21 protein-coding genes are annotated in these 21,986 nt (G+C 67.3%); 11 read left to right on the forward strand and 10 right to left on the reverse strand.

Annotated elements, in window-relative coordinates:
* Positions 1–17 precede the first annotated feature (17 nt).
* From asnB to nadE, 4 genes are read left to right on the forward strand one after another with little or no spacing between them, the layout of a single operon-like run.
* Complete coding sequence (gene asnB, locus ACSQ19_RS16205; RefSeq protein ID WP_435998407.1) at positions 18–1,955, forward strand: asparagine synthase (glutamine-hydrolyzing); 1,938 nt, start codon at positions 18–20, stop codon at positions 1,953–1,955.
* On the forward strand, positions 1,952–3,481 hold the full coding sequence (locus ACSQ19_RS16210) for a class I adenylate-forming enzyme family protein (protein WP_435998409.1): 1,530 nt from the start codon (positions 1,952–1,954) through the stop codon (positions 3,479–3,481). Before asnB ends, ACSQ19_RS16210 begins: the two co-directional genes overlap by 4 nt.
* Complete coding sequence (locus tag ACSQ19_RS16215; protein ID WP_435998411.1) at positions 3,481–3,768, forward strand: acyl carrier protein; 288 nt, start codon at positions 3,481–3,483, stop codon at positions 3,766–3,768. Before ACSQ19_RS16210 ends, ACSQ19_RS16215 begins: the two co-directional genes overlap by 1 nt.
* Entirely contained in the window at positions 3,765–4,736 is a 972-nt protein-coding gene (gene nadE, locus ACSQ19_RS16220; protein WP_435998413.1) for an NAD(+) synthase, read from the forward strand. The genes ACSQ19_RS16215 and nadE overlap by 4 nt, the downstream gene beginning before the upstream one ends.
* On the opposite strand, the gene hflD is transcribed toward nadE, so the two are convergent.
* The 4 genes from hflD to ACSQ19_RS16240 are packed head-to-tail and all read right to left on the reverse strand — an operon-like array spanning position 4,733 to position 7,397.
* The gene (gene hflD / locus ACSQ19_RS16225; RefSeq protein WP_299342531.1) at positions 4,733–5,344 is read right to left on the reverse strand and encodes a high frequency lysogenization protein HflD; all 612 of its coding nucleotides are present in this window, start codon (positions 5,342–5,344) and stop codon (positions 4,733–4,735) included. The genes nadE and hflD overlap by 4 nt on opposite strands.
* Positions 5,341–6,459: a tRNA 2-thiouridine(34) synthase MnmA gene (mnmA, locus tag ACSQ19_RS16230; protein WP_435998416.1), complete on the reverse strand. Its 1,119-nt coding sequence runs from the start codon at positions 6,457–6,459 to the stop codon at positions 5,341–5,343. Before mnmA ends, hflD begins: the two co-directional genes overlap by 4 nt.
* Complete coding sequence (locus ACSQ19_RS16235) at positions 6,456–6,917, reverse strand: NUDIX hydrolase (RefSeq protein ID WP_435998418.1); 462 nt, start codon at positions 6,915–6,917, stop codon at positions 6,456–6,458. Before ACSQ19_RS16235 ends, mnmA begins: the two co-directional genes overlap by 4 nt.
* Positions 6,918–7,397 (reverse strand): hypothetical protein, encoded by a 480-nt coding sequence (locus ACSQ19_RS16240; RefSeq protein ID WP_435998420.1) that lies wholly within the window; start codon positions 7,395–7,397, stop codon positions 6,918–6,920.
* A gap of 91 nt (positions 7,398–7,488) precedes the next feature.
* On the opposite strand from ACSQ19_RS16240, the gene clpS reads away from it, so the two are divergent.
* On the forward strand, positions 7,489–7,809 hold the full coding sequence (clpS, locus tag ACSQ19_RS16245; protein WP_296281785.1) for an ATP-dependent Clp protease adapter ClpS: 321 nt from the start codon (positions 7,489–7,491) through the stop codon (positions 7,807–7,809).
* Positions 7,810–7,960: 151 nt separating this feature from the next.
* Positions 7,961–10,243 (forward strand): ATP-dependent Clp protease ATP-binding subunit ClpA, encoded by a 2,283-nt coding sequence (gene clpA, locus ACSQ19_RS16250; RefSeq protein ID WP_296281783.1) that lies wholly within the window; start codon positions 7,961–7,963, stop codon positions 10,241–10,243.
* Between the two features lie 66 nt (positions 10,244–10,309).
* Here the strand turns inward: clpA and ACSQ19_RS16255 are convergent, their stop codons facing one another.
* From ACSQ19_RS16255 to trxB, 6 genes are all read right to left on the reverse strand, one after another.
* Positions 10,310–10,687, reverse strand: a complete 378-nt coding sequence (locus tag ACSQ19_RS16255) for a hypothetical protein (protein ID WP_296281781.1) — start codon at positions 10,685–10,687, stop codon at positions 10,310–10,312.
* A 183-nt stretch (positions 10,688–10,870) separates the two neighbouring features.
* Complete coding sequence (infA, locus tag ACSQ19_RS16260; protein WP_055943174.1) at positions 10,871–11,089, reverse strand: translation initiation factor IF-1; 219 nt, start codon at positions 11,087–11,089, stop codon at positions 10,871–10,873.
* Positions 11,090–11,175: 86 nt separating this feature from the next.
* Complete coding sequence (gene aat / locus ACSQ19_RS16265; protein WP_435998425.1) at positions 11,176–11,922, reverse strand: leucyl/phenylalanyl-tRNA--protein transferase; 747 nt, start codon at positions 11,920–11,922, stop codon at positions 11,176–11,178.
* A 42-nt stretch (positions 11,923–11,964) separates the two neighbouring features.
* The gene (locus ACSQ19_RS16270; RefSeq protein ID WP_435998427.1) at positions 11,965–13,092 is read right to left on the reverse strand and encodes a GNAT family N-acetyltransferase; all 1,128 of its coding nucleotides are present in this window, start codon (positions 13,090–13,092) and stop codon (positions 11,965–11,967) included.
* Positions 13,093–13,103: 11 nt separating this feature from the next.
* Entirely contained in the window at positions 13,104–13,991 is an 888-nt protein-coding gene (locus ACSQ19_RS16275) for a metallophosphoesterase (protein WP_435998429.1), read from the reverse strand.
* 24 nt (positions 13,992–14,015) lie between these two features.
* Positions 14,016–14,969 (reverse strand): thioredoxin-disulfide reductase, encoded by a 954-nt coding sequence (gene trxB / locus ACSQ19_RS16280; RefSeq protein WP_435998431.1) that lies wholly within the window; start codon positions 14,967–14,969, stop codon positions 14,016–14,018.
* 288 nt (positions 14,970–15,257) lie between these two features.
* On the opposite strand from trxB, the gene ACSQ19_RS16285 reads away from it, so the two are divergent.
* The 5 genes from ACSQ19_RS16285 to ACSQ19_RS16305 all read left to right on the forward strand — a co-directional run bounded on the left by ACSQ19_RS16285 (position 15,258) and on the right by ACSQ19_RS16305 (position 21,918).
* On the forward strand, positions 15,258–17,621 hold the full coding sequence (locus tag ACSQ19_RS16285; protein WP_435998433.1) for a DNA translocase FtsK: 2,364 nt from the start codon (positions 15,258–15,260) through the stop codon (positions 17,619–17,621).
* Positions 17,622–17,713: 92 nt separating this feature from the next.
* The gene (lolA, locus tag ACSQ19_RS16290) at positions 17,714–18,337 is read left to right on the forward strand and encodes an outer membrane lipoprotein chaperone LolA (protein WP_296281756.1); all 624 of its coding nucleotides are present in this window, start codon (positions 17,714–17,716) and stop codon (positions 18,335–18,337) included.
* A gap of 47 nt (positions 18,338–18,384) precedes the next feature.
* Positions 18,385–19,752 (forward strand): replication-associated recombination protein A, encoded by a 1,368-nt coding sequence (locus ACSQ19_RS16295; RefSeq protein ID WP_435998436.1) that lies wholly within the window; start codon positions 18,385–18,387, stop codon positions 19,750–19,752.
* Positions 19,753–19,774: 22 nt separating this feature from the next.
* Complete coding sequence (gene crcB / locus ACSQ19_RS16300; protein WP_435998438.1) at positions 19,775–20,188, forward strand: fluoride efflux transporter CrcB; 414 nt, start codon at positions 19,775–19,777, stop codon at positions 20,186–20,188.
* Between the two features lie 203 nt (positions 20,189–20,391).
* Positions 20,392–21,918 carry a hypothetical protein gene (locus tag ACSQ19_RS16305; RefSeq protein ID WP_435998440.1) on the forward strand — a complete coding sequence of 509 codons (1,527 nt, stop codon included), beginning with the start codon at positions 20,392–20,394 and terminating at the stop codon, positions 21,916–21,918.
* The last annotated feature ends 68 nt before the right edge of the window (positions 21,919–21,986 follow it).

The raw sequence follows: 21,986 nt of genomic DNA on the forward strand, positions 1-21,986 counted from the left end.
CTCACGGAGGACCCCGCATGTGCGGGCTAGCCGGCATGGCGCTGCCGGCAGGCGCCCCTCCGCCGTCGGCCGCCGTGCTGGAGGCCATGATCGGCACGCTGCACCACCGGGGTCCGGATGGCAGCCGGTGTCGCGTCGACGGCAGCGTGGGGCTCGCGCACGCCCGGTTGTCGATCATCGACCTGGACGGCGGCTGGCAGCCGATGGCCGATGCGGAAGGCAGCCTGCAACTCGTGTTCAACGGCGAGATCTTCAACCACGTCGAACTTCGCAGGGAACTGGAGCGGCAAGGACACGTGTTCGCCACCCGGTCCGATACCGAAGTGATCCTGCACCTGTACGCGCGCTACGGAGATGACTTCGTCGATCATCTGAACGGACAGTTCGCGGTCGCGCTGCACGACATGCGGCGCCAGCGCCTCGTACTGGCGCGCGACCGCATCGGCATCCGTCCCCTGTACTACCACTGCGACGGACATCGCCTGGCGTTCGCGTCGGAAATCAAGGCGTTGCGGGCCGCCGGTCTGCCGTTGTCGCTGGATGTGGCGGCACTGGGCGACGTGTTCGGCTTCTGGTGCCCGCTCGGCGAGCGCACGACGTTCGACGGCGTCCGCCAACTGCCTCCGGGCCACCGGATGGTGGTCGACCTGCGCGTCGACCGCCTGGCGCCGAGGATCACGCCGTACTGGGCGTGGCAACCGCAGACGCCGACCGTCGATGCGGCCGGCGAAGACGCCTGCGCCGAGGAGCTGCACGCCCTGCTGGTCGACGCGGTAAGGCTGCAACTGCGTTCGGACGTGCCGGTGGGCGCTTACCTCAGCGGTGGACTCGACTCCTCCGCGATCGCGTCGCTCGCGCTGCGCCACGCCGGCGCCGACCTGCGCACGTTCTCGCTGGCCTTTGAAGACGCCGAGTTCGACGAGCGCCCGTTCCAGCGATTGATGGCACAGGCGCTGGGCACGCGGCACAGCGAGATCACCGTGAGCCAGGCCGACATCGCCACGGCGTTCCGCGACGCGGTCTGGCATGCGGAAATGCCGCTGGTGCGCACGGCGCCCGTCCCGATGCTGCTGCTGGCGGGGCATGTCCGCGACCACGGTTACAAGGTGGTGCTGACGGGCGAGGGCGCCGACGAGGTCTTCGCAGGCTACGACCTGTTCAAGGAGGCGCAGGCCCGTCGCTTCATGGCGCGGGGTCCCGGGAGCCGCTGGCGGGGACGGATCCTGGAACGTCTCTATCCTTACCTCGCGCATTCGCCGGCACGCTCCGCAGGATTCGCTGCGCACTTCTTCGCCGAGGGCGGCGACCCCGCATCGCCGGGGTTCGCGCATGCGGCGCGTCTGCGCAGTACGCGGCGCGTGCTGCGCTTCCTGCATCCGGACCTTCGCGCGCAGGTCGACGCCGTCGATCCGCTCGCCGCGCTGGCAGCCCAGCTGTCGCCAATGGACGGTTGGGCGGGCCTGGACCGCGACCAGTACGTCGAAGCCAGCACACTGTTGCCGGGCTATCTACTGGCCGCCCAAGGCGACCGCATGGCCATGGCGCGTTCCATCGAAGGCCGGTATCCGTTGCTCGACCATCGCGTGATCGAGTTCGCCAACCGCATGCCGCCCACATTCAAGCTGCGCGGCTTGCGCGAGAAACGGCTGCTGAAGCGCGCGATGGCGAACGAGCTGCCGTCAGCCATCACCCAACGGCACAAGCAGCCGTATCGTGCGCCGGACAGCCAGTGCTTCTTCGCCGACGGACAGCTGCGCCCCTGGGTCGCCGACATGCTGGCGCCGGACCGTCTGGCCGCGAGCGGCCTGTTCGATGTGCGCGCGATCGGGCATCTGGTCGAGAAGTGCCGGGCGGGACGCGCCATCGGCTACCCCGACAACATGGCGTTCGTCGGCGTGCTGTCGCTGCTGGTGCTGCAGGAACGTTTCCTGCAGACAGCCGGACCCGGCGCGTGAAGCGGCTGCACACGATGTTCGACGACACGGTGCGGCGCGTGCCGCATCGCGTGGCGCTCGTATGCGGCGATCACCGGCTGGACTACGCCGGGCTCGATGCGCTCAGCCGGCGCGTGGCGGTCCGCTTGCGGGCACTTGGCGTCGTGCCCGGCGACCGGGTGGGCGTGCTGCTCGACAACAGCGTGGAGATGGTGGCGTCCCTCTGGGCGTTACTGCGTGCGGGCGCCGTCTGCATGCCCTTCAACCCGCAGACCAAGGCCGACAAGCTCGCGGGCATGATGGCCGGCACGCGCGCCAGGCTGCTGATCGCACAGCCCTCGCTGGCTTCCGTATGGCGTGCCGCACGCGCGGGATCCACGGGCGCGTGGCATGTGCTGACGATCGACGCCGCCTGGCACGGGCAGGCGGACGAGCACCCGTGGCCGGAAAGCGACGCGCCGAGCGACGACGGCGTGCCGGATGCGGAGACGGACGATGACACGCTCGCCTTCATCATCCACACGTCGGGCACGACCGGAGCACCGAAAGGCGTGATGCTGAGCCATCGCAATCTCGCCAGCGTCATGCAGACGGTAGCCTCGTACCTGGCGCTGCGGCAGGACGACGTGATTTTCAGCGCGCTGCCCCTGAGCTTCAGCTACGGACTGGGCCAGTGCCTGTTGTCGGCGCGGGTCGGCGCCACGCTGGTGCTGGACCGCTCGTTCGCGTTTCCCGCCAAGTCGCTGGAGATCCTGGCGCGGGAGCGGGCCACGGTGTTTCCCGCCGTCCCCACCATGTACGCGATGCTGGCCGGCATGGATGACCTCTCGCCATGGGACCTGTCGTCGCTGCGGCTGCTGACCAGCGCTTCCGCCCCGCTGTCGCCCGTCTTGCAGCAGCGAACGGCGGCGCGCTTTCCGGGCGCGGACCTGGTGGTCATGTACGGACAGACCGAATGCACGCGCATCAGTTACCTGCCAGCCGCCGAGCGCGAACGGCGACCCGACAGCATCGGGCGCGGCATGGCGGGGCAGACCTGCTGGCTGATCGATGACGCCGGCCGGCGCGTTCCGTGGGGCGGCACCGGCGAACTGGTCGTTCAGGGCGAACACGTGACGCAAGGCTACTGGGGTGCGCCCGCGCTGACCGCGGAGAAATTCATCGAGGGCGCCGATGGGCAGGGCCGCGCGTTCCGCACGGGCGACCTGTTCCGCAGCGACGAAGACGGCTGGCTTTACTTCGTGGCGCGCAAGGACGACATCATCAAGACGCGCGGCGAGAAGGTCAGTCCCGTCGAGGTGGAAGCGGCCATCGCGCGCCTGCCTGCCGTCCGCGAATGCCTGGTGTCCGGCGTCCCCGACGACCTGCTGGGCCAGGCACTCAAAGCCTGGATCGTCCTGCAGCCGGGCGCGACGCTGTCGGAACGCGACGTCATCCGGCACTGCCTGGCCCACCTGGAAAGCCACATGGCGCCGCGCCACGTGGCCTTCCTCGACGACTTGCCACGTACTGACAATGGCAAACCTACACGTAAAGGACTTCCCTGATGGCGACAGCCGCCGCTTCCCCCGCTTCCACCCACGATGCCGCGACGATCAAGGCGACGGTGCGCCGCTACATCGACGACTACTTCCTGATGGGCGCGGACGGGACCTATGCCGACGATGCATCGTTCATGGATGCGCAGATGCTGGACTCCACCGGATTCCTTGAACTGGTGCAGTTCGTCGAGGACACCTATGCGATCAAGGTGGAAGACGCCGAGATGATGCCCGAGAACCTCGACTCGCTGGACGCCGTCGCGGCCTACGTGCTGCGCAAGGTCGCGGCATGAGCGTGCTGGGTCCCGCGGTACTGGCGATGGACCTGGAGGCGGAAGCCGAGAGGATCGCCGACTGGATGCGCGACGCTGTCCGTGGCATGCGCAGGCGCGGCCTGGTGGTGGCCATGTCCGGCGGCATCGACAGCTCCGTCTGTGCGGCGCTGGCCGTGCGGGCGGTAGGGGCGGACCGCGTCTTCGGCCTGCTGTTGCCGGAACGCGATTCCAGCTCGCGCTCCACGGAACTGGGGCGCCAGCTTGCCACGCACCTGGGAATCCAGGCGGACATGCACGACATAGCGCCCGCGCTGCAGGCGATAGGTTGCTATGCGGAACAGGAAGCCGCCATCCGCGAGGTATTCCCGGCCTATGGGGCGGGCTGGAAGAACAAGATCGTGCTGCAGGGTGGCTTGGACGGCGGCATCAACTTCTACCGGTTGATCGTGGAGTCCCCGCAGGGCGAGCGCCACGAAGCGCGCCTGCCGACCGGCCCCTACCTCCGCATCGTCGCCGCCACCAACCACAAGCAGCGGCTGCGCAAGACGATGGAATACTTCCATGCCGACCGCCTGAACTACGCGGTGGTGGGCACGCCGAACCGGCTGGAATACGACCAGGGTTTCTTCGTCAAGAACGGCGACGGTTCCGCCGACCTGAAGCCGATCGCGCACCTGTTCAAGACGCAGGTCTACGCGATGGCGCGTCACCTCGGCCTGCCGGACGCGATCTGCTCCACCACGCCGACCACCGACACCTACAGCCTGCCGCAGGGCCAGGACGAGTTCTACTTCGCGCTTCCGTACGCGCAGATGGACCTGGCGTTGTGGGCGTTCGAGCACGGGGTCCCTGCGGCAAACCTGGCGCCGGCCCTGGGCGTGGACGAACCCGCGGCAGCGGCGGTCTATCGCGACATCGTGGCGAAGCGCCGACAGGCAGCCTATCTGCATGCAGCGCCATTGCGCATGCCGGAAAGGACAGGCTAGGGCAGCCAGTCGTCCACGGCCTCGAGCATCTGCCGGCGGCCGAGGACGAAATCCCACATCGAGCCGCCGAGCTGGCGCCACAGCACGGCCGAACGCACGGCGGCGAGCAGGATCGCGCGGATCTCCGCCACCACGCCCGGCTGCCCCAGGTAATGGGGATTGCCCTGGACCATCACGCGCGGACGCAGGTGGCTGATGGTGTCGGCATACAGGGCACCGAGCGAGGACAACACGTCGGGGTGGGTGCTGCCCTGTTGCTCCGCGCGCGGCGCGATGTCCGCCAGGCCACGGGTGACGGCATGCACAGTGTCGTCCTCGCGGACGAAGCGTCGCTCCAGTTGCAGTACCGACATCGCCAGGCGGGAGAGGCCGTCGTCCTGCGCCTCCTTGGCCAAGTAGCCGCGCAGCACGCGCAGGCCCGGCGTGATGTCGCCCACGCGGCCGTAGACCGCCAGCGGCGTCGCCGCGTCGATGCGGAACACGCTGTCCACCGCTGCCTGCACGGCCGAGCCTTCGGACTGGCCGGTCTCGGCGATACGGCGGACCTGGTGGAGGGCCTGCGCCAGGCCGGCAAGGGCCAGCACGCGGTCTGAATATCGATTGCTCAAGCTGCTTGCTCCGCGAGTTTCGTTTCAAGGGGGGCGTCGGTGCGCGCGATCACGGCGCCTCCCAGGCATTCATCGCCAGCGTAGAGGACCAGCGACTGTCCCGGCGTGACGGCGCGCTGCGGCCGCAGGAACCGTACCGCAACGCTGCCGTCGTCCAGTACGTCCACTTCGCAGGCTTCATCCGGTTGGCGGTAGCGCGTCTGCGCCGTGCAGGTGAAGCGTCTGCCGGAGGGAGCGCCTGCCACCCAGTGGGCGGTTTCCGTCCACAGCCGTGAAGACATCAGGTGTGGACTTTGCGTGTCCTGGTCGACGTACAGCACGTTGCCGGCGACATCCTTGCCCACGACGTACCAAGGTGCCTGTGGGCGGCCGCGCACGCCGCCGATCTGCAGTCCTTCGCGTTGCCCCAGAGTGAAATAGAAGACGCCCGGATGCTCGCCGATCACTTGGCCCGAGGGGTCGCGCATTTCGCCTTTCTTCGCCGGCAGGTAACGCCCGAGGAACTCGCGGAAGTCGCGCTCGCCGATGAAGCAGATGCCGGTGGAATCCTTCTTGTCGTGCGTCTGCAGCCCGGCCTCGCGTGCGATGCGGCGCAGGTCGGCCTTGTGCAGCCCACCGATCGGGAACAGCGTGGCCGCCAACTGCGCCTGGCCCAGCTGGTGCAGGAAGTAGCTCTGGTCCTTGCCGCGGTCGACACCGCGCAGCAGGCGCCAGCGCCCATCATGCTCGTCGATGCGCGCATAGTGGCCCGTGGCGATCTTCTCGGCGCCCAGGTCGCGGGCCGCGTCGAGGAAATGCTTGAACTTCACTTCGCGATTGCACAGCACATCGGGGTTCGGGGTGCGGCCGGCGGCGTATTCGGCGAGGAAGTGCTCGAACACGCCCTTCCAGTATTCGCCCGAGAAGTCGCGGAAGTGGAAGGGGATGCCGAGGCGGCCGCAGACGGCCACGGCGTCGCGCCGGTCGTCTTCCGCGCGGCAGTCACCGCTGCCGTCGTCGGCCCAATTCTGCATGAACAGGCCCGCCACGGGCTCGCCCTGCTGGACCAGCTGCAAGGCGGCGACGGAAGAATCCACGCCGCCGGACACGCCGACGATGACGCGGGGCGCTTTCATGCGATCTGCTGCAGTGTCGACAGGGGGGAGCGGCGACCGGCCAGGAAGTCCTGCACGACCTGCCACACCAGCGGGCTGCGATGGCGGTGCGACTGCGACTGCAGTTCGGAGGGCGTCAGCCACAGCGCCTGCACGATGCCGTCGTCGAGCGGACGATCCGGCAGGTGGCGCACCGGATCGGCGGCGAATGCGAAGCGCAGGTAATGGCGTCCGGTCTCGGCCTTCCATTGATAGGCCCCGATGAAGGCAGTCGGCGCGATTTCCCAGCCCGTCTCTTCCAGCGTCTCGCGGCGGGCCGCTTCCAGCAGGCTTTCATCCGGCTCCAGGTGCCCGGCCGGCTGGTTGAAGACCACGCGCCCCTGCGCGCGCTCTTCCACCATCAGCAGCTTGCCGTCGCGGACCACCACGGTGGCCACGGTGACATCCGGCTGCCAGAAGCGTCCCTCCCGGTAGCTCACTTACAGCTCGTCCTTGTCGCCGGAGAGTTCGATCTCCTGGTTGTCCGCGGTCTCGGACGCGATATCCATAGCGGATTCCAGCGTGGCCGCGTCGACACTGTCCGGCAGCTTGATGACGAAATAGAGCACGTCACCGGAGATCTCCCAGCTGCCCAGTTTCTTGCCACGGCTGTCCGCCAGCAGCGCGAGCGCCTTGGCGCCGTCGATCCCGTCGGCCGCTACCCGACCCGCCGGCGAGAAGACCTCCCGCACGCTCATGCCGTTGATCTGCTCGGTCCGGCCGGACACGAACACCAACTGCGTGCGATTCTCCTGCTTGTAGGAATACGTCACCTTGTAGTCGCCGTCCGCGTCGACCTCGAACTGGATGCCCCGCGCCTTCAACCGGGCATCCACCGATGCATCGGCCGCCAGGGCGGGGGCGGCAGCGGCGGCGCACAACAGCAGGGCGGCAGGCAGTCGGGACAGCGTGGGCTTCATGGCGGGCTCGTTGGATAAGGATGTCGCATTGTGGCCGGGGTCACGCATGGCGTCCATGCGGTGGGCGGCGGCGGGCGCCTATAATCGCCGCATGCCCCACAAGAACGAAAACGAGCGCGACCACGGCCTGATGGTCGATACCAGCCGGCCCGAAGTCGCGCCGCCGCCGCAGTACCAGGTCCTGTTGCTCAATGACGACTACACCCCGATGGATTTCGTGGTGACGGTCCTCCAGCAGTTCTTCGCCATGGACCTGGAGAAAGCCACCCAGGTGATGCTGCACGTACACACCCGCGGCCGCGGCGTCTGCGGGGTGTACACCCGCGAGGTCGCCGAATCCAAGGTGGCCCAGGTCAACGAGTTTTCCCGTATGAACCAGCATCCCCTGCTGTGTACGATGGAGAAGTCCTGACGGGGACCGGTGCGGGCATGCCGGGTCGGATCCGGTGTGGGGGCACCGCCGCGCGGGACAAGGCAACGATCCCTGAACACTGAAATCCGGTAGGGTGATGGAAAACCGCCCGCCAAGCCGCATATTGTCGGCATAGGCCCCGGAGGCAACCATGTTCAGCAAAGATCTCGAGCAGACCATCGGCCAGTGCTACAAGCGCGCCCGTGAAGCTCGGCACGAATTCATGACCGTCGAGCACCTGCTGCTCGCGCTCCTCGAAAACCCCTCGGCACAGGCCGTCCTGAAGGCGACCGGTGCGGATGCCAACCGCCTGCGCGCCGACCTCGAGCAGGCCATCGAAGCCTCGGTCTCGCGGCTGGCCGAGGACGACGGCCGCGATACCCAGCCGACGCTGGGCTTCCAGCGCGTGCTGCAGCGCGCCGTGTACCACGTGCAGTCCTCCGGCAAGAAGGAGGTCACCGGCGCCAACGTGCTGGTGGCGATCTTCGGCGAGAAGGACTCGCACGCGGTCTACTTCCTCAACCAGCAGGATGTCACCCGGCTGGACATCGTCAACTACCTGTCCCACGGGATCGCCAAGCAGGGTGAGGAGAACGATGCGGGCGGGTCCTCGGACGGCGAGGGCAAGGCGGAAGGCGCGGAGGGCGAGGGCAAGGGCGATGCCCTGACCGAGTTCGCCAGCAACCTGAACGAGATGGCCCGGCAGGGCCGGATCGATCCGCTGGTCGGTCGTGGCGACGAGATCGAGCGGACCATCCAGGTGCTGTGCCGCCGCCGCAAGAACAATCCGCTCTACGTCGGCGAGGCCGGCGTGGGCAAGACCGCGCTGGCCGAGGGCCTGGCCAAGCGCATCGTCGAAGGCGAGGTGCCCGACGTGCTGCTGGATGCCGTCATCTACTCGCTGGACCTCGGCGCGCTGGTAGCGGGCACCAAGTACCGCGGCGACTTCGAGAAACGCCTGAAGGGCGTTCTGGCTTCGATCAAGAAGATTCCCGGTGCCATCCTGTTCGTCGACGAGATCCACACCATCATCGGTGCCGGATCGGCCAGCGGCGGCACGATGGATGCCTCGAACCTGATCAAGCCGGCGCTGGCATCGGGCGAACTGCGTTGCATCGGCTCCACCACGTTCCAGGAGTATCGCGGCATCTTCGAAAAGGATCGTGCGCTTGCGCGCCGTTTCCAGAAGATCGACATCGTCGAGCCGACCGTGGGCGAGACCTACGAAATCCTGCAGGGCCTCAAGCCCAAGTACGAAGCGCACCACGGCGTGACCTACGCCGACGATGCGCTGCAGGCGGCGGTGGACCTGTCGGTGAAGCACATCGGCGACCGCCTGCTGCCCGACAAGGCCATCGACGTCATCGACGAGGCCGGCGCACGCCAGCGCCTGTTGCCCATGGAGACGCGCAAGGAGCTGATCGACGTCGAGGAGATCGAAACGATCGTCGCCAAGATGGCGCGGATCCCGGCCAAGCAGGTGTCTTCGTCCGACAAGGACGTGCTGCAGCACCTGGAGCGCAACCTGAAGATGGTGATCTTCGGGCAGGATCCCGCCATCGAGACCCTGGCATCGTCCATCAAGCTTGCGCGCAGCGGCCTGGCGAACCCGGAAAAGCCGATCGGCAACTTCCTGTTCGCCGGCCCCACCGGCGTGGGCAAGACCGAAGTGACCAAGCAGCTCGCCCTTCAGCTGGGCATCGAGCTGGTCCGCTTCGACATGTCCGAGTACATGGAACCGCATTCGGTCAGCCGCCTGATCGGCGCGCCTCCGGGTTATGTGGGCTTCGACCAGGGTGGCTTGCTCACCGAGAAGATCGTCAAGACCCCGCACTGCGTGCTGCTGCTGGACGAGGTGGAGAAAGCCCATCCCGACATCTTCAACATCCTGCTGCAGGTCATGGACCGCGGCGTGCTGACGGATACCAACGGCCGGGAGGCGAACTTCAAGAACGTCATCCTGGTGATGACGACCAACGCGGGGGCTGCGCAGGCCTCGCGCCGGACGATCGGCTTCATGCAGCAGGACCACTCCACCGATGCGATGGAAGTGATCCGCCGCAGCTTCACGCCGGAGTTCCGCAACCGCCTGGACGCCATCGTGCAGTTCCAGGGCCTGGGTTTCGACCACATCCTGCGCGTGGTGGACAAGTTCATCATCGAGCTGGAGATGCTGCTGCAGGAAAAGCACGTCAGCCTGTCGGCCACGCCCGCGGCCCGCGACTGGCTGGCCCAGCACGGCTTCGATCCGCTGATGGGTGCGCGACCCATGTCGCGCCTGATCCAGGACAAGGTGAAGCGGCCCCTGGCGGACGAACTGCTGTTCGGCAAGCTGGTGGATGGTGGCCGCGTCAGCATCGACGTGCGCGACGGCGACCTGGTAGTGGATGCGCAGGCGGAGCCGGAGCGCTTGCTGCCGGCCACGGTGTCGTAAGCAGAAGCCCACCGGCGCAACGAAAAGGCGGCCATGCGGCCGCCTTTTCCGTTCTCATCGGCCGCGTCAGCGCGAGGCGCGCTTCTTGCGCGTGGCGAATTCCTCTGCCGTCACGGCTTCAACGGCGCCGACCCGGCACGTGTCGCGCGTGGTCTTCACGCGCGTGCCGGCGCCGCAAAGGCGATTGGGCTGGCCGTCGGTGCTGATCTCCACGCGCGAGGTCATCGTGATCGAGTCGCAGGTGCGCTGGAACGAGACGCGGTAGTGATCGTCGCCATTGCGCAGGAAGAACTGCTGACCTCCGCCCGCGCGCACGATTTCCTGATCGCTGCCCAGGTCCACGCAGTCGGTGATGGCCTCGCCGGCGGAAGCGGCAAGGGCGGCAAAGGGGGCGATCGCGACGGCCAGTGCGGCCAGCAGGGGGAGGGGGCGACGGGAGTTCATGGCGGCTCTCTTGTGGTCAGCGCCCGGAGCGGGCGCCAGGCATGCTGAGGCCGCCGGGCCGCGGGGGAATCTGCCTGAAGTCGCCATGACGACCGACCCCGTGCCCTTCGTCATGGGAACATACTGACGTCCAGAACGAGAAAAGCGGCCTGAGGCCGCTTTTCAATCAATCACTTATGCGATTTACTTCATGCGATAAGTGATACGACCCTTGGTGAGATCGTACGGGGTCATTTCGACCTTCACCTTGTCGCCGGTCAGGATGCGGATGTAGTTCTTGCGCATGCGGCCGGAGATGTGGGCAATGATTTCGTGCCCGTTCTCCAGCTTGACCCGGAACATGGTGTTGGGCAGCGTCTCGGCGACGGTGCCCTCGAATTCAATGGAATCGTCTTTCGACATGTAAGCCTATGCTGTGCCGCGAGGGATGGCGGGTGCCATGAAGCCGCGCATTGTACGCCAGCCGTGCCTCCGGTGCAAAAATTCCGTTATGGCGCCGAGACTTGCGACAGCGAGACGGCGTCCACTACGCCAAACCGGTCGGTCCAGGCGCCTTCCGGCGCGGACAGGTCGACGAGGCGGGCGACCTGGCCCAGGAAATCCTCGCGCGGCATGAGCGCCCCGCCCAGCGATTGCAGGTGGTCGTTCTCCACTTGCGCGTCGATCAGCGGCCAACCCCACGCCCGCAAGCGGGTGGCCAGCGCGGCCAGCGCGACTTTCGAACCGCCGGAGCGTCCACTGAACATGCTCTCGCCGAAAAACATCCTGCCGATCGCGACGCCGTAGATGCCCCCCACCAGCGCATCCCCCTCGAATACTTCGACCGAGTGCGCGTCGCCCTGCCGATGCAGGTCGATATAGGCCTGGCGCATGCCGGACGTGATCCACGTGCCCTGTTGGCCGGGCCGCGGCGAGCGGGCGCAGGCGGTGATGACCTGTTCGAAACAGGTATCCGCTCGGACCTCCCACGCGCAGCGCTTCAGTCCACGGCGAAAGCGCGTGGACAGTCGCACCTGGTCGGTAGGGAAGACCATGCGGGGATCCGGCGACCACCACAGCGGCGGCTGACCCGCGGAGAACCAAGGGAAAATGCCGTGGCGGTAGGCGTTGAGCAGGCGTGGCCGGGACAGGTCGCCGCCGATGGCGAGCAGTCCGTCCGGGTCGCGCATCGCGCTGCCCGCGGGCGGGAACGGGGCGTGGGGATCGGAAGGCAGGACGAACGGCCTCTGTCGCATGCGGGGATTGTAGGCGTCATCCCGCTACCGGTGCCGCGGAACTCACGCGCGATGCTTGAATGGCGTGTGCGTTGTCAGGGTATGGGCGTAACGGCGCACCGCGACAGCTTCCTCGGCACACCAGCGGGACAGCGCCGCGGAGAAGTCGGAGTGGGCGATCCAGTGCCGCGAGTGCACCAGCGTCGGCAGGAATCCGCGTGCGAGCTTGTGCTCTCCCTGCGCGCCGGGCTCGAACACCATCAGGCCTTCGCGCAGGCAGTAGTCGATGCCCTGGTAGTAGCAGGTTTCGAAATGCAGGCCGGGCAGATGGGACGCCGCGCCCCAGTAGCGACCGTACAGCGTGTCGCCGCCCCGCAGGCACAGCGCGCCCGCGATGATCCTGCCCTCATGCTCGGCGAAGAACATCACCACCTGCCGCGGCATGCTGCGCGCAAGGTGCCGCAGGAAGTCGAGCGTCAGCGCCGGCGAGTTGCCGTAGTCATGGAAGGTCTGCAGGTAGAAGCCGAACATGGCCTCCAGATCGGCATCGCTGGCCTCGTCCCCGTGCACGGTGCGGAACGTCGCGCCGGTGCGCAGGATCTTCGCCCGCTCCTGGCGGATGTTCTTGCGGTGCTTGTGGTCGAACTCGGCGAGGAAGCCGTCGAAGTCACGCCAGTGGCCCGGATTCCGCCAGTGGTACTGCACGTCGATCCGGGGCAACCACGAGGCGGGAAATGCCGCATCCTCGCCGGATGTCGGGAAGTTGACATGGGCCGACGACAGGCCCAGCCGGCGCGTTTCCTGCTGTATCGCCGTCAGTAGCGCCTGACGCGCAGGGTCATCGCGCGCGAGCAGGCGCGGACCGGTAACCGGCGAATACGGTACGCCCCCCAGCCACTTCGGGTAGTAGTCCAGTCCGTGCTGCGCATAGGCGTGGGCCCACGCGTGGTCGAACACGAACTCGCCATGCGAGTTGTCCTTCAGGTAGCCGGGTACGGCGGCGACCAGACGCTCTTCGTCCCAGAGCGTCGCATGATGCGGCGACCACCCCCAGTCTTCGCGCAGGCAGCCGTGCGCTTCCAGGCCCTGCAGGAACGCGTGGGCAACGAAGGGGTTGCGTCCGTCGTGCAGGGCATCCCAGGCCGGCGGCGGCACGTCGGCGAGAGAGGGAAGGAAGCGGACGTCGGCCATCGGCACCCAGACTACGGACGCAGGTCGAGCAGGTCGATGGTGGGCGAATTGAAGAGCCGCATCGGCAGGCCGATCTCACCCGTCCCCACCGTGGTGTAAACCCGCACGCGCCCTTCCGGCGTGGCCAGGTACTGCTCGCCCCGATCGAATCCATACCGGCTGGGAATGACGTGCCGGTAGATCCAGGGAAGGCGGATCTGGCCGCCATGCGTATGGCCCGCCAGTACCAGCGCGGTCTGCCGCGGGTCCAGTCGGATCGCACTGTCCGGATTGTGGGTGAGTACCAGGGTGGGGAAGGCCGATGGCACGCCCGACAGGAAAGCCGGATCGTCCCGGTCGGCCCAGCGATCCCCCAGTCCGGCCAATCGGAAGCCGCCCAGCATTACCGACGTGCCTTCGATCACCGTGACGCCATGTCCGGCCAGGGCGGCGCGCAATTCCGTATCGATGTCGGGCCCCGGTGCCTGCTGGTCATGGTTGCCCAGCACCGCGTAGGCCGGCCGTCGCAGCCCGGCGAGTGGCGCGAACATGGCCTGCAGCGAAGCGCCGTCGGGTTCGTAGGTGAAGTCGCCCGCGATCACGACGGCATCGGCCTGCAACGTATTGATGCGGTCGACCAGGCGCCGCAGGTACGCCGCGTCCTTGTAAACGCCCAGGTGGATGTCACTGATCAGCACGAGCCGCAGCGGGGCGCCGGTTCCGTCAAGCACGGTCTGCTGTACCCGGATGCGCTGCGGCTCGACGAAACGTGCCCATGCGAACAGCAGGCAAACTGCAAGCAGTAGTACGAGCCATCCGCGGCCGTGTCGATGGCGCAGCCGCCACAGCAGCCACGCCATGACGGGCCAGACGAGCCAGCTGCCGTAGAACAGGCATTGCTTGATCAGCAGCTTGTCCATCCTTGGAGGCCGCCCGCGTCGGTGTCAGGCGTCCTTGTCGAGGAAGCGCTCGGCATCCAGCGCCGCCATGCACCCGAAGCCGGCCGAGGTAATGGCCTGGCGATAGTGCTGGTCGGTCACGTCGCCTGCCGCGAACACCCCGGGGATGGTCGTGGCCGTGGCATTGCCTTCGATGCCCGAGCGGATCTTCAGGTAGCCGTTGCTCATGTCCAACTGGCCTTCGAACAACCCGGTGTTCGGCGTGTGGCCGATGGCCACGAAGAAGCCGTGCACGTCGATGTCGCGCGTGCTGCCGTCCTGTACGGACTTCACGCGGATGCCGGTAACGCCGGCCTCGTTGCCCAAGACCTCGTCGACCGTGTGGTGCCACACCGGCTCGATCTTGCCGGCCTGGATCTTGGCGAACAGCTTGTCCTGCATGATCTTCTCGGCGCGCAGCGTGTCCCGGCGATGCACCAGATAGACCTTGCGGGCGATGTTGGACAGGTACAGCGCCTCCTCCACGGCCGTGTTGCCGCCACCGATCACGGCCACGTCCTGGTCGCGGTAGAAGAATCCGTCGCAGGTGGCGCAGGCGGATACGCCGCGGCCCTTGAAGGCTTCTTCCGAGGGCAGGCCCAGGTACTTCGCGGTCGCACCGGTGGCGATGATCAGCGCGTCGGCGGTGTATTCGCCGCTGTCGCCGATCAACTTGAACGGGCGCTTGGACAGGTCGGCCGTGTGGACGTGGTCGAAGATCACTTCGGTCTCGAAGCGCTCCGCATGCGCCTGCATGCGCGCCATCAGGTCCGGGCCCATCAGGCCGTGCGCATCACCGGGCCAGTTGTCGACCTCCGTCGTGGTCATCAGCTGGCCGCCCTGTTGCAGGCCGGTCACCACGACCGGCTTCAGATTGGCGCGGGCGGCGTAGACGGCAGCGGTCCAGCCGGCGGGGCCGGAGCCCAGGATCAACAGGCGGCAGTGCTTCGAAGTGCTCATGTATACTCGCGAAAAAGGATGATCGGGCAGGCAACGACGCGCTATCGCATCGTCCGCAGGCACATAGAGTGGCGTTGCGTATCCGGCGAATCAAGGCGCGCAGATGGAAAGCGGTGATGCAGGCCGGCGCCCGGACAGGTCAATCGAAGACGCTGCGCGACCGCGCGGCGTTTTTGCTATCCGGTCTTCGGACGGACAGGCCCGAAGCTTGACCGGCGCGCTGTCGCATCGCACACGATTCGTTTAGTATCAATCACTAACAGAAATTTCCTAAGGTCTGGTCCAAAGGTGGCGAAGCAGCTCCCGGACAACGGCAAATCCAAGGGCGGCAATGCGGCCGCGCGCAAGCAGGCCCCGTCGCCGAATCCGCGCAGGCAACGCCTGTGGCGCGACCTGGCGCTCATCGCGATCGCGCCGCTGCTGCTCTACCTGCTGGCCAGCCTCTTCACCTTCTCGCCGCAGGACCAGAGCTGGTCGCAGTCCGGCAGCATCACCGCGCCGGTGCACAACATGGGCGGGCTTGCCGGCGCCTATCTGTCGGCCTTGCTGCTGTCGCTGTTCGGGTATGTGGCGTTCGTGCTGCCTTTCATCCTGGGGGCGATCGCGTGGATCGCGCTGTTCGGCATGGATACCGATGGAGACGGGCAGGCGGACCTGGGGCCGGCATTGCGCCTGATCGGCATGGTCGCCTTCCTGATCTCGGCGACTGGACTGTTGTTCATGCGCGGCGTCCCGGCCGAATCGCTCACCGACGGTGCCGGCGGCATCCTTGGCACGCTGGTCGGCAAGTCGCTGCTGAAGCTGTTCGGCGGCCTCGGCGGCAACCTGTTCCTGCTGGTGCTGTTCCTGACTTCGGTGACGCTCGCCACCGGCCTGTCCTGGTTCGCGGTGATGGAGCGCATCGGCAAGTACGTGCTGATGCTGCCCGACCTGTTCCGCCGTGGCGGGCAGCAGGCGAACGAGTGGCAGCAGACCCGCGCCATGCGGGAAGAGCGCGAGATCGTGCGCAAGATCGACGCCGTCGCCCGCGCCAAGCGCGAGCCGGTCAAGATCGAGCCCCCCGCGCCAGCCGTGGTGGAAAAGAGCGAACGCGCCAAGCGCGAACAGCAGATCCCGTTGTTCCACGGTGCCGGCGGAGACGAATCCGGCCTGCCGCCGCTGTCCCTGCTGGACGATCCCAAGCCGCAGACCAAGGGATATTCGGAAGAAACGCTGGAGACCCTTTCGCGGCAGATCGAATTCAAGCTCAAGGACTTCCGCATCGATGTGCAGGTGGTCGGCGCCTATCCGGGACCGGTCATCACGCGCTTCGAGATGGAGCCCGCGCCCGGCGTGAAGGTCAGCCAGATCAGCTCGCTGGACAAGGACATCGCGCGCGGCCTCTCGGTGAAGTCGGTGCGCGTGGTGGACGTGATCCCGGGCAAGTCGGTGATCGGCCTGGAAATCCCCAACACCAGTCGCGAGATGATCTTCCTGTCCGAACTGTTGCGCTCGAAGGAGTACGACAAGTCCGGCAGCGTGCTGACGCTCGCGCTGGGCAAGGACATCGCCGGCCGGCCCACCGTGGCCGACCTGGCGCGCATGCCGCACCTGCTGGTCGCCGGCACCACCGGTTCGGGCAAGTCGGTGGCGGTCAACGCGATGGTGCTGAGCCTGCTGTACAAGGCCTCGCCGAAAGACCTGCGCATGCTGATGATCGACCCGAAGATGCTGGAGCTCAGCGTCTACCAGGGCATCCCGCACCTGCTGGCCCCGGTGGTCACGGACATGAAGGAGGCCGCCAACGGCCTGCGCTGGTGCGTGGCGGAGATGGAGCGCCGCTACAAGCTGATGAGCGCGGTGGGCGTGCGCAACCTGGCCGGCTTCAACAAGAAGGTCAAGGACGCGATGGACGCGGGCCAGCCGTTGATGGACCCGTTGTTCAAGCCGAATCCCGACCTGGCCGAAGCGCCGCGCCCCCTCGAACCGATGCCCTTCATCGTCATCTTCATCGACGAATTCGCCGACATGATGATGATCGTCGGCAAGAAGGTCGAGGAACTGATCGCACGCCTGGCGCAGAAGGCGCGTGCCGCCGGCATCCACCTTATCCTGGCCACCCAGCGCCCGTCGGTGGACGTCATCACCGGCCTGATCAAGGCCAACATTCCCACCCGCATCGCGTTCCAGGTCAGCTCGAAGATCGACTCGCGCACGATCCTGGACCAGTCGGGCGCCGAGACGCTGCTGGGCCACGGCGACATGCTCTACCTGCCGCCGGGCACGGCGATGCCGGAACGTATCCACGGTGCCTTCGTGAGCGATGAGGAAGTGCATCGCGTCGTCGAGCATCTCAAGGCCAGCGGCACCGCGGACTACATCGAAGGCGTGCTGGAGGAAGTCCAGACCATGGGCGATGGCATCGTCGTCGGTCCGACCGGCCTGCCGGAGTCCGGCGGCGGTGGCGGCGACGAGTCCGATCCGCTGTACGACGAGGCGGTGAAGATCGTCACCGAGAGCCGCCGGGCCTCGATATCGGGGGTACAGCGCCGCCTGAAGATCGGCTACAACCGCGCCGCGCGCCTGATCGAAGCGATGGAGGCGGCAGGTGTCGTCACGCCGCCCGAGCACAATGGCGACCGCCAGGTCCTGGCACCGCCGCCACCGCGCTAACTGAACGGCTGGATTTCCGTCGAGTGCAGTCATCAGCCTGTTCAGTTTCGTCCCGGCACACTCCCGCCAACACCTTCCCACCGGAACGCACCATGCTCCGCACTGCCCGCATCGCTGTCCTCGCCACTGCCTTGCTCGCCAACAGCGCCTTCGCCGGCGCACGCGACGAGTTGAAGACGTTCACCACGGGACTGAAGGGCCTGGATGGCCAGTTCACGCAGAAGGTCTATGACGGCGGCGGCAAGTTGAAGGAGACCTCGAATGGCCGAGTCGCGCTGTCCGCGCCGCGCCTGTTCCGTTGGGAGTACAACAAGCCGTACGAGCAACTGATCGTGGCCGACGGCAAGAAGGTGTGGGTCTACGACCCCGACCTGCAGCAGGCCACCGTCCGCGAGCAGGGGGTTGAAGAAGAGAACAGCCCGCTCGCTGCACTGATCGACCCCGGCAAGCTCGACCAGCAGTTCAAGGTGGCGGAGGGCGCGGGGCAGGGTGGCGTGCAATGGCTGACGCTGACGCCCAGGCAGGAAGGCGATGCCAGCTTCCAGACGGCGCGCCTGGCGTTCACGAACGGCACGCTGGTGAAGATGGAAGTGAAGGACGCGGTGGGCCAGCGCACCGAGATCAGCTTCTCGGGATGGAAGCGAAATCCGGCGTTTTCCGCCGGCACGTTCAAGTACGCGCCAGCCAAGGGTGTCGACGTGGTCGGTGGACCCTGACACGCACGCGTCAACGAGCCTGACGGGCCACGACGTTACAATGACGCGTGGCCAGGACACGCACCCCTCTCGAACCCCAGGTCGACCTGCTGAGCGCAGACACTGACGCGCTGCGTCCGCTGGCCGAGCGGATGCGTCCGCGTACGCTGGACGAAATGGTCGGGCAGCGCCGTCTGCTGGCGCCGGGCAGCGCCCTCCGTCGCGCGGTGGAATCCGGCCATGTGCATTCGATGATCCTGTGGGGGCCGCCCGGTTGCGGCAAGACCACGCTGTCGTTGCTGCTGGCACGCTATGCCGACGCGGAATTCAAGGCGATCTCGGCCGTGCTGTCGGGTCTTCCCGAGGTTCGGCAGGTGCTGGCCGAAGCGGCCCAGCGATTCGCCGGCGGGCGTCGCACCGTGTTGTTCGTGGACGAGGTGCATCGCTTCAACAAGGCGCAGCAGGATGCGTTTCTGCCGCACATCGAGCGCGGCACGATCATCTTCGTCGGGGCGACCACGGAAAATCCGTCGTTCGAACTCAACTCGGCCCTGCTGTCGCGGTGTCGCGTGCACGTGATGGAAGCGGTGTCGCCGGAGGACATCCGGCAGGCACTGCAACTGGCCCTGGCGGATGGCGAGCGCGGGCTTGGCGATCTGGGGCTTCATGTCGACGCTGAAGCGCTGCTCGAGATCGCGACGGCCGCGGACGGCGACGTCCGGCGAGGACTCACGCTGCTGGAGATCGCCGCGGAACTGGCGGCCGACGAAGGCGGGCTCATCACACCGCAGACGCTGGTGCAGGTACTGGCGGACCGCACGCGCCGCTTCGACAAGGGTGGGGAGCAGTTCTACGACCAGATCTCCGCCTTGCACAAGTCGGTGCGCAGTTCCAATCCCGACGGAGCGGTGTACTGGCTCGCGCGCATGCTGGATGGAGGCTGCGATCCCGCCTATCTCGCGCGCCGCATGACGCGGATGGCCGTGGAAGACATCGGACTGGCGGATCCCCGCGCGCTGCAGATGGCGATCGATGCGTGGGACACGTATGAGCGTCTCGGAAGCCCCGAGGGGGACCTCGCCCTGGCGCAATTGGTTATCTACCTCGCCAGCACCGCGAAATCGAATGCGGGCTACATGGCATTCAACGCGGCGAAAGCCGATGTGCGCGAGTACGGCACGCAGGAGGTACCGATGCACCTGCGCAACGCGCCGACCAAGCTGATGAAGTCGCTCGGTTACGGTACCGGGTACCAGTACGACCACGATGCCGAAGGCGGCATCGCGTTGGACCAGACCGCCTTCCCCGACGCCATGGGCGAGCGGACGTACTATGCGCCGGTCGAGCGCGGGCTCGAGATCAAGTTGAAGGAGAAACTCGATCGCTTGCGCGAGGCCCGCCGACAGGCCCGGACGCGGGCCGGTCGCGACGACTGAATTCCAAGACAGGACACGACGCATGCCGGTACACGCCTGGATCTGGTGGCAACAGCTCGCGCTGGTGATGGCGGGTGGAGCCCTTGGCGCGGCGGCGCGCTTCTGGCTCGGCGGCGTCCTGCTGCGCCAGCTGGGGACCGGATTCCCGTGGGGCACGTTCGCGGTGAACATGATCGGCTCGTTCGCCGCCGGTTTCCTGGCCATGTGGCTGGAAGCGCGTGGTCCTTCGGCGATCTACTGGCGCGCATTCCTGATGGTCGGCGTGCTGGGCGCGTTGACCACGTACTCGGCGCTGATGGTCGAATGCCTGCTGTTCGCGCGTTCGGACCGGCAGGGCAGTGCGCTCGGGTATCTCGCCCTCACGCTGGTCGCCGGCCTGCTGCTGGTATGGCTGGGTGCACGCGTCGCGGGCGCGGTTCGCGCGCCGGCCTGGTAAGGCGCACAACGTCGTCCGGATCTCTTGCCGGACATCCATGTTCGACCTGTCACAGCGCCGCGACTGAGCGGACGAACGGTCCCTGCTCGAACATATTTTTAACCTTGTGCCGGGTTGCGGATAACGATTGCCGTGCAACCGTGACCCGCGTCGCTTTTTAGGGGCTTCCCCTGGGTCCCGGAGCGGCCACAAGGAGACTGGACATGTGCATTCGCAAGACACTGATCGCATCGGCGGTATTGCTGGCGCTCGGCACGACGGGACAGGCATTCGCGCAACAGACCAACACCGAGAACGGCCGGGGAGACGACATCCTGGTCAACCTCGCGGTGGACATGAGCAACAACAGCACCAACACGGACAACAGCGACAACTCCGACAATTCCGACAACTCCGACAATTCGGACCACAGCGACAACAGCACGCATGACGGCGACAACCGCAACAATCGCGGCCGCGCCAGTGCGGAGGGCTACGGTTCCACCGCGGCCAACAACGGCAGCACCGCCACTTCCTCATTCTCCAATTCCTTCAACCACAGCAAGGCTGTGGCCGAAACGCGCCTTGAAGGCAGCGTGTCCGGCGTGACCGTGCACGACATCGGCAACGTCGCCAAGAACTGGGGCAATGCCAATGGCGGCAGCGGCGGACGTGGCGGCGCCGGCTATGGTGGAAACGGCTACGGCGGCGAAGCTGGCGGCGGTTCCGGCAGCGGCGGCGACGGTGGCAATGGCGGCAGTGGCGGCGACGGAGGAAGCGGCGGCAGCGCCAGCATTGGCGATGCGACGGCCGGCGATTCGTCCAATGGCAGCGCGTCCATCGGCGACGCGACGGCCGGCGATGGCGGCCGTGGCGGTAACGCCAACGACATCCGTGGCGCGAACGGCGGCGATGGACGCGGCTGGGGCGGCGACAGCGATGCGACCGCCGGAAACGGACGCGGTCGGGGCGGCGATGCGGGTGGCTGGGGCGGCGATGGCGACGGTGCAACGGGCGCATCGGGCGGCGATGCAGGCAGCGCCAGCGGCGACACGGGTTCGATCGCGGACGCCTCCGGTGGCGACGCAGGAGCGGGCAGCGGGAATGTCCGCGAGCGTGGTGGCGGCGACGGCACCAGCGGCGACGGAACAGCAACGGGCGGCGCCGGCACCTCGGGGAATGCGACCTCGACCGGCGGCGCCAGCACTGCGACGGCCGGTGCCGGTACATCCGGTGACGCGACCGGGACCGGTGGCGACGGCATGGGCACCGGAGGTGCCGGCTCCGGCACGGGTGGCGACGCCACCGCCAGCGGCGGGGCCGGTTCGGGCATGGGTGGCACGGGCGGCACGCTGACCGCGACCGCCGGCGACGGTGGCGATGGCGGGGATGCCAGCAACGGCGATGCGAGCAACGGCAGCGCGTCCTCCACGGCCAGCAACGGCGATGCCACCGCCGGCAACGGTGCCAGTGGCGCGGTCGGTGCGACCGGTGGTGCGGGCGGCGTCGGCAACGGCGGTGACGGCAACGGCGGTGACGGCAACGGCGGCGTCGGCAACGGCGCGACCGGCGGTGCAGGCGGCGCAGGCGGCTCCGTCGCGGTCGACGCGGGTGCGTTCGACATGTCGAACAACATGACCAGCGTCGGGCAGTCGGCGGCCGGCATCATGGTGGCGGCACAGAACAGCGGCATGGCCTCGCTGATCCAGCAGGGCATCACCGTCCAAGCCAACCTCACCGTAGGCCCATAAGCGTTCCGTCGGTGTCCTGGCGATGCCGGGACACGCCGCGCGGACGCAAGGCGCCCCGCCGCTTCACG

It is taken from the genome of Pseudoxanthomonas sp. LjRoot127 (assembly GCF_964253495.1).
Classification (GTDB): domain Bacteria; phylum Pseudomonadota; class Gammaproteobacteria; order Xanthomonadales; family Xanthomonadaceae; genus Pseudoxanthomonas_A.